The sequence below is a fragment of the Actinoplanes philippinensis genome, from assembly GCF_900113015.1.
GTDB classification, from domain to species: Bacteria; Actinomycetota; Actinomycetes; order Mycobacteriales; family Micromonosporaceae; genus Actinoplanes; species Actinoplanes philippinensis.
Genome location: NZ_FONV01000047.1, coordinates 1 through 7324 on the forward strand (window position 1 = coordinate 1; position 7324 = coordinate 7324).

Here is a 7324-nt window from a genome sequence, read left to right on the forward strand (position 1 = left end):
CCCGAAGAAGTACGGCAAGAAGTTCACCGTCCAGTTCCGCGTCTACGACCGGGCGGGCAACAGCAAGCTCACGACCAAGCGCACCTACCGCCGCTAGTCTCCTCGGCTCACGGCCGTGGCCGGGCGGAAACGCCGGCCACGGCCGGGTCGACGTCGTAACGGTGCCGTTCTATGATCGGCACCGCTGTGCGGCGATGGGAGGACGTTGTGACACGTATGCTCCGGCTCGTCGGGTTCGTGGTGGCGGGAGTGCTGGCCGCCTCGCTCGTCAGCGCCCCGGCCGCCCTCGCCGCTGGTGAGGACTCGAAGGACCGGGCCGCGGCGAGCAGTTCGTCCGGGATCAACCCGAAGAAGTTCAAGAAGAAGTTCAAAGTGCGGATCCGGCCCTACCCGCGGTAGGACCGGATCCGATCAGGACTCAGCGGCGGTAGGTGCGCTTCGCGCTGTTAACGGCATTTCCGGCACGGTCGTACGCCCGGAGTTGCACGGTGAATTTCTTGCCGTATTTCGCCGGGTTCAGCGTGAGCCGGTAGGCGGCCTTGCTGTCGACGGCGGCGACCTTGCCGTTGACCAGGAGTTCGACCCGGGCGACACCGTTCTTGTCGGCCGCCGAGGCGGAGATGGTCACCTTCTTGCGCAGCTTGCTGTTGTTCGCCGGCCAGCCGGTGATCCGTACCGTCGGCTCGCGGTTGTCGACGACGACCTTGCGGGTGATCTGCGTGAGGTTGTTCAGGGAGTCGTAGACCCGGACGGTCATCGTGGCCGTGCCGTCCTTCGCCGTGGGGTCCCAGCGCAGCGACGGCTGCCGCTTGCCGTTGATCCACAGCTCGGTGCCGGCGACCCCGCGCGGGTCGGTGGCCTCGACGCGGAGGCTCGCGCCGGCCTTGATGTAGCCGTCGGTGGCCGGGAACCGCACCTTCGTGCTCGGCCCGGTGAAGTCGGCGGCGGTGCGGTCCTTCTCGTACACGGTGACGGTGCCGGCGCCGGACCGCTTGACGGTGACCATCTGCGCCGGGGTGGGCACACCGTTGGCGTCCACGCCGGAGAGCAGGTACGACCCGGGCGGCAGCAGGTTGGCGTTGGCCGGCATGGTGGCGGTGACCGTCGCGCCGTTCTGCTTGAAGGTCAGCGGCACGCGGCGCTGGTCGGTGTTGTACGAGTGGGTGACGCTCGTGGCCCGGATCAGCGACAGTGACGTCAGCTTGCGGCTGTCGGCGAGCCCGAGCGACACCGTGCCGCCGTAGGTCAGCGAGCCGCTGATGCCGGTGATCTGCGGCCGGTTCGCCCAGCGCACCCGGCCGTCGGCGCCCTTGGTGAACAGGTAGGGCGGGTAGAAGACCTCGGCGTTGAAGTTGTCCTCCGGGCCGGGCACCCCACCGGCCGCGGTCAGCACCGAGCCGCTGGGCATCAGCACCGCTGTGGAGTGGTAGCTGCGGATCCGCTGCGCCGTGGCGGCGTCCCGCCACTTCCCGGTGGCCGGGTTCCAGATCTCCGAGCCGTACGCCGAGTTGGCCGCACCGCCCTGGGTGCCGACCCGGGTGCCGCCGTTGGCCAGCACCTCGCCGTTGGGCAGGACGGTCAGGTTGAGCCAGTTCCGCGCGAGCCGCATGGCACTGGTCTCGGCCGTCCGCGGGGTCGCGCCGTTGATGTCGACGGCGGTGGCCCGGTTGGTGGCGACCTGGTTGCTGCCGTTGTTGTACTGGCCGCCGCCGGCGAACAGCAGCTTGCCCGGCGCATACATCACCGACGATCCGGAGACCCCGATCGGCGCCGGCAGCGTGCCCAGCGAGGTGACCTTGCCGGCGCCGGACGGGTCGAGCTTCCACATCTGGTCGTAGGAGACGCCGAAGACCTTGCCGTCGGGCGCCACGTAGGCCCGCGGGTACCACCAGCGGTTGTCCCGCGCGCCGAACGCGACGGTGCTGTCCGCGCCGGTCAGCCTGGTCCACGCCCCGGTGCCGGTGCTGATCTCCGGGGTGGTGGCGACGCCGGAGTTGTCGTTCGGCTTCTGGAACGCGTCGACGTTGTAGGAGTTGCCGCCACCGAGCGTGAGCATCCGGTCGTCGGGCAGGCGGAGCACGGAGGCGTACCACCGCTGGCGGTTGAGTTGCGCGCCCATCGTCTGCTGACCGGTCGCCGGGTCGTAGATCATGGTCGCGGTGGTGGAGTTGCCGCCGACCATCAGCAGCCGGCCGTCGGGCAGCCGCTCGAGCGTGTTGCAGAACGCGTCGTACGAGTGCATCGACGCCGTCTGCCGGTGCGCTGCGGCGCCGACCCCGATGGCCGGGTCCCAGTCGTCGTAGGAGAAGCCGCCTTGCTTCGCCTCGCCCGGCGGGGTCCCGTAGCTGACCACGTGCCCGTTGGGCAGCAGCGCCATGTGGATGCCGACCAGCGGCCAGGCCACCTGCGACGAGTACATGCCGGTCAGGTGCGCGTTCGCCGCGGGGAGGGTCTTGCCGAGGAAGGGGTCGGCGGGCTGGGTCAGCGCGACCCGGCCGGATCCGACGGTCACCTGGGCGGCGCTCGTGGCGGCGGCGAGCGCCTGGTGGGCCGCGTGGTCCTGCTCGGCGGACCGGGCGGTGCCGGTCGACAGCCCCCATCCTCCGGCGACGACCGCTGTCATGGTGGCTCCCGCCATCAGCCGATGCCTGTAACGCGGCACTCCACGAACCATTCCCGCCCCTATCCCTGCAGCGTGCACGATGCGACGCCGGTCGATCCTACGTAACGACGGGTCGCTTCCGCATCGTCGTGACGCCCTTGTTTCGGCGCACAGGTTACTCGAAAGGCCGAGAAGAGACATAAAGCACTTTCACTGTCGGTCGTGCACCGAATCAGGGCCCGAAACGTCCTCCGTGCAGATGTGCGTCGATGCCTTTGTCGGCCCGTGGAGGGGAGCAGCGCATGGCACGGATCGCCGGGGCCCTACGGCAGGGGTGGCGATGGGTGAAAGGCCTGCCCCGATGGCTTCGCCGGACGGTGGCGGTGATCCTCGTCGTGCAGACCGTGCTGGCCGTGGCCGCCGTCGGCTACGTCGCGAGCGTCGACCTCCCGCCGGACCCCGCGCCGCCGCAGGCCTCGGTCCTCTACTACCGCGACGGCCGGACGGTTCTCGCGCGCATCGGCCTGACCGACCGCACCGACGTCACCCTGGACCGGGTGCCGCGGGGTGTCCGGCAGGCGTTCCTCGCCGCCGAGGACCGCGGGTTCTACGACCACTACGGCGTCTCGGTGCGTGGCCTGGCTCGGGCGCTCTGGGCCAATGTGGTCGACGACAGCGGCGAGGGCGCCTCGACGATCACCCAGCAGTACGTCCGCAACGCGTACCTGACCCAGGAGCGGACGGTCAGCCGCAAGGCCCGGGAGGCGGCGCTCGCGCTGAAGGTCGAGGACCGGTACGGCAAGGACGAGATCCTCCAGCGCTATCTCAACACCATCTACTTCGGACGCGGGGCGTACGGCATCGAGGCGGCGGCACACGCCTTCTTCGGGGTGTCGGTCGACCGGCTGACCACGGAGCAGGGCGCGGTGCTCGCCGCGATGGTGAAGGACCCGACCCGCGGCGACCCGGCGAAGGACCCCGAGTGGACCCTGGACCGCTGGAAGTGGATCCTGCGGGCGATGAGCGACGCCGGCTGGCTTCCGGAGGGGGCGGCCGACCGGACACCGTACCCCCAGGTCGCACCGGAGTCGGTCACCGCGGCCGCGATCGACGGGCCGATCGGGCTGGTCACCGACCGGGTCGAGGACGAGCTGGCCGCGGCCGGTTTCACCCGTCAGCAGATCCGTACCGGTGGCCTCACCATCGTCACCACGCTGGACGCCACCGCCCAGCGGTCCGCGACCACGAGCATCACCGCCGCCCTCGACGGCCAGCCGAAGGAGCTGCGGACCGCGCTGGTGGCGATCGACCCGCACGACGGCGGGGTGCGCGCGTACTACGGCGGTGACCGCGGCCGCGGCTTCTACGACGACGCGCTGGCCGCCCGGCCCCCCGCCTCCACCTTCAAACCGCTGGTCCTGGCGGCCGCCGAGGAGCGCGGGATCAGCTTCCGGTCGTACTACAACGGCACCTCGCCCCGGGTGTTCTCCGACCGCGGCGGCGCCCCGCTCTACAACCAGGACAACCTGCAGTGCCCGGTGTGCCCGCTGGACGTCGCGATGGTGCACTCGCTGAACACGCCGTTCTACGCGGTGGCCGAGAAGATCGGGCCGCACCGGATCCGCGACCTCGCCCTGCGTCTCGGCGTGCCGGACAAGTACGGCGACCAGGCCACCATGGTCGACCTGAAGGGCGAGCCGGCGCCCGGCCGGACCCGCGCCGACATCGCCATCGGCCGGTACGCGGTCGCGCCGGCCGACATGGCGAGCGTCTACGCCACACTGGCCGGCGGTGGCGCCCGGACCGACCGCCACTTCGTCGAGTCGGTCACCGCGGCCGGCGGCACCCTCCTGCACCGGCACGAGGCGGACCGGGACCGGGTGCTGGACGAGGATGTCGCGGCCGACGTCGGCGCGGTGTTGTCGCAGGTCGTCGACGAGGAGGGCCGGGTGCCGGGGGTCCAGGCCGCCGCGAAGACCGGATCCCAGCAGTACGGCGACACGACCGACTCCTCCGACGCCTGGACCGCCGGGTGGGCCTCCGGTCTCGCCGCCGCCGTGTGGGTGGGCCGGGAGAAGCCGGGCCCGATCCGTACCCGGGACGGCAAGGTGATCAACGGCGACGGCATGCCGTACCAGATCTTCCGGAACTTCCTGTCCGGCGCTCTCGCCGGCCGTCCGGTGGACGCGCTGCCCCGGGCGGCGAACGTGGGAAGGCCCGACAGCGGGGACCTGGAGACGATCGGTGGCCAGGTCAAGATGGTGCCCGGCCTGATCTACCCGGGCCCGCGCAAGGGCGACCTGGTCGACCGGTCGCTGGCGGTCGGCACGTGGCGGCAGCGGGCGGCCCGGCTCGACGACGCCCTCGCCGAGCAGGCGGCCGCCGGCCTGGACTTCTCGGTGGCCCTCGTCGACCGCAGGACCGGTCAGCGGTACGACTACCGGGGCGGCCGAAAGTTCGAGACCGCCAGCGTGGTGAAGGTGCCGCTACTGGCCGCGCTGCTGCTGAAGGCTCAGGACGAGGGCCGTGACCTGACCGCCGCCGAGGAGAAGCGGGTCCGCAAGATGATCGTCGCCAGTGACAACGACGCGGCCGTCCAGGTCTACGCCGCGATCGGTGGCGTGAACGGGTTCCGGCAGGCGCTGGAGCGGCTCGGCCTCGACGACACCGACCCGGACAAGCGGTTCGGCCTGACCACCACCACGGCGAAGGACCAGATCCGGATGGTCTCCGCGCTGACCGGCGCCGCGGGCCCGCTGACCGGGGACTCCAAGGAGACGATCCTGCAGCTCATGGGCTCGGTGAACGCCGATCAGACGTGGGGGGTCAGCGCCGCCTCGTTCGAGGGGGAGTCGACGGCGCAGAAGAACGGCTGGATGGCACGGTCCACCGAGGACAACCGCTGGATCGTCAACACCACCGGCCGGATCCACGGGGAGAAGACCGACGTCGCCCTGTCGGTGCTGTCGCACGGGCACCGTACCCGGGAGGAGGGTATCGAGTCCGTCGAACGGATCGCGGCGCTGACGCGGAGCCATCTGGGCTGGTGAGTGAAGAGATCGAGCGGCTTAACAGTTAAGTTGACCAACAGTGTGTGAACGCTCACACTCGCTCCATCCACGGTGATGATCGGGATCGTCCTTCCCGTCCGCCGTGCTCTCCCCCTTCTGCCCGCTCGAAGGAACCCCAGATGCGCATACCCTTCGGGAGTCTGGCGACGGCCGCCGTGACTCTCCTGCTGGTCCCCTTGGCCGCGCCGTCGCCCGCCCGCGCCGGGGAGGCCGCGGCGATCACCGACGGCCTGGTGCTGTGGTACAGGCTCGACGAGAAGTCCGGGGCGCTGGCCACCGACTCGTCCGGCAACAACCGCACCGGCACGGTCGCCGGCGCCGCGTCCTGGGCCGGTGGCGACGGCCTGACCTTCGACGGGTCGAGCACCTACGTGAAGGTGCCGGACAACGTGCTCGCCGGGCTCGACTCGATCTCGGTCTCGTTCGACGTCCGGATGGACACGCAGCAGGCCACGCCGTACTTCCTCTACGGATTCGGCAACACCAGCGGCTCCACCGGTTACGGCGACGGATACCTCTTCACCACCGGCAACAACTTCCGGACCGCGATCGCCACCGGCAACTGGGCCACCGAGCAGAGCACCGCGCCGTCGCCGGCGAAGACGCTCGACCGCGGCACCTGGAAACACATCGCCTACACGCAGACCGGCACCACCGGGACCCTCTACGAGGACGGCACACCGATCGCGACGAACACCGCGATCACCATCAAGCCGGGCGCGATCGGCGCCGGGAAGACCACTGCCAACTACATCGGCAAGTCCAACTACAGCGGCGACCGGCTCTTCAACGGCAAGATCAAAGACTTCCGGGTGTACGACAGAGCACTCGGCCTGTCCGAGCTGAGGACCCTGGCCGAACCGGTCGTCACCACCGAGCTCGCCGCCGATCGGGCCGCTCTGGACCTCGGCGACACCACCGGCGTCACCTCCGGCCTGACCCTGCCGGCCTCCGCCCCGTACGGATCCCGCATCACCTGGACCACCAGCGACCCCGCGGTGATCACCTCGGCCGGTGTGGTGACCAGGCCGGAGGCCGGTCAGCCGGATGCCACGGCGACGCTGACCGCCACCCTGACCCGCGGCGCGCTGACCGCCACGAAGACCTTCGCGATCAGCGTCCGGCCACAGCTCACCGCCGAGCAGGCGGCGCGGGCGGCCGCCGACGCGCTGGTCGTGCACAACCTCGGCGACGTGCGCGGAAACCTGACACTGCCCGCGCAGGCGAGCTGGGTCTCCAGTGACCCGGCGACGATCGCGGCCGACGGCGTGGTGCACCGCCCCGCCACCGGCCAGGCGGCGAGGACGGTCACGCTGACCGCCACCGTCACCGTCGGCACGGCCACCGCGACCCGCGACTTCACCGCGACGGTCCCACCGCTGCCCCCGGCGCGGGCCAAGGCCGGTTACCTGTTCAGCTACTTCACCGGTGAGGGCACCGCCGACGGCGAGCAGATCTACCTCGCGGTGAGCCGGGCGAACGACCCGCTGTCGTATCGCGAGGTCAACAACGCCAAGCCGGTGCTGACCTCGTCGCTCGGCACGAAGGGCCTGCGCGACCCGTTCATCATCCGCTCGCCGGAGGGCGACAAGTTCTACCAGATCGCCACCGACCTCAAGATCTACGGCAACGGCGACTGGGACGCGTCCCA

4 protein-coding genes are annotated in these 7324 nt (G+C 70.7%); 3 read left to right on the forward strand and 1 reads right to left on the reverse strand.

Features of this window, described 5'->3' with window-relative positions:
• The first annotated feature begins 207 nt into the window (after nt 1–207).
• Complete coding sequence (locus tag BM290_RS46860) at nt 208–399, forward strand: hypothetical protein (RefSeq protein ID WP_143134232.1); 192 nt, start codon at nt 208–210, stop codon at nt 397–399.
• A gap of 19 nt (nt 400–418) precedes the next feature.
• On the opposite strand, the gene BM290_RS46865 is transcribed toward BM290_RS46860, so the two are convergent.
• Entirely contained in the window at nt 419–2623 is a 2205-nt protein-coding gene (locus BM290_RS46865; RefSeq protein WP_177320203.1) for a galactose oxidase-like domain-containing protein, read from the reverse strand.
• Nucleotides 2624–2904: 281 nt separating this feature from the next.
• Between BM290_RS46865 and BM290_RS46870 the strand changes: the two genes are divergently transcribed.
• Nucleotides 2905–5652 (forward strand): transglycosylase domain-containing protein, encoded by a 2748-nt coding sequence (locus tag BM290_RS46870; RefSeq protein WP_093622501.1) that lies wholly within the window; start codon nt 2905–2907, stop codon nt 5650–5652.
• 140 nt (nt 5653–5792) lie between these two features.
• Nucleotides 5793–7324, forward strand: a 1532-nt coding sequence (locus BM290_RS46875; protein WP_342352066.1) for a LamG domain-containing protein, incomplete at its 3' end; no start/stop codon positions are given.

Bases quoted from the DNA above. Each gene is read 5' to 3' on its own strand.
- BM290_RS46870 (WP_093622501.1), top strand. From the start codon at position 2,905: ATGGCACGGATCGCCGGGGCCCTACGGCAGGGGTGGCGATGGGTGAAA.
- BM290_RS46865 (WP_177320203.1), bottom strand. From the start codon at position 2,623: ATGACAGCGGTCGTCGCCGGAGGATGGGGGCTGTCGACCGGCACCGCC.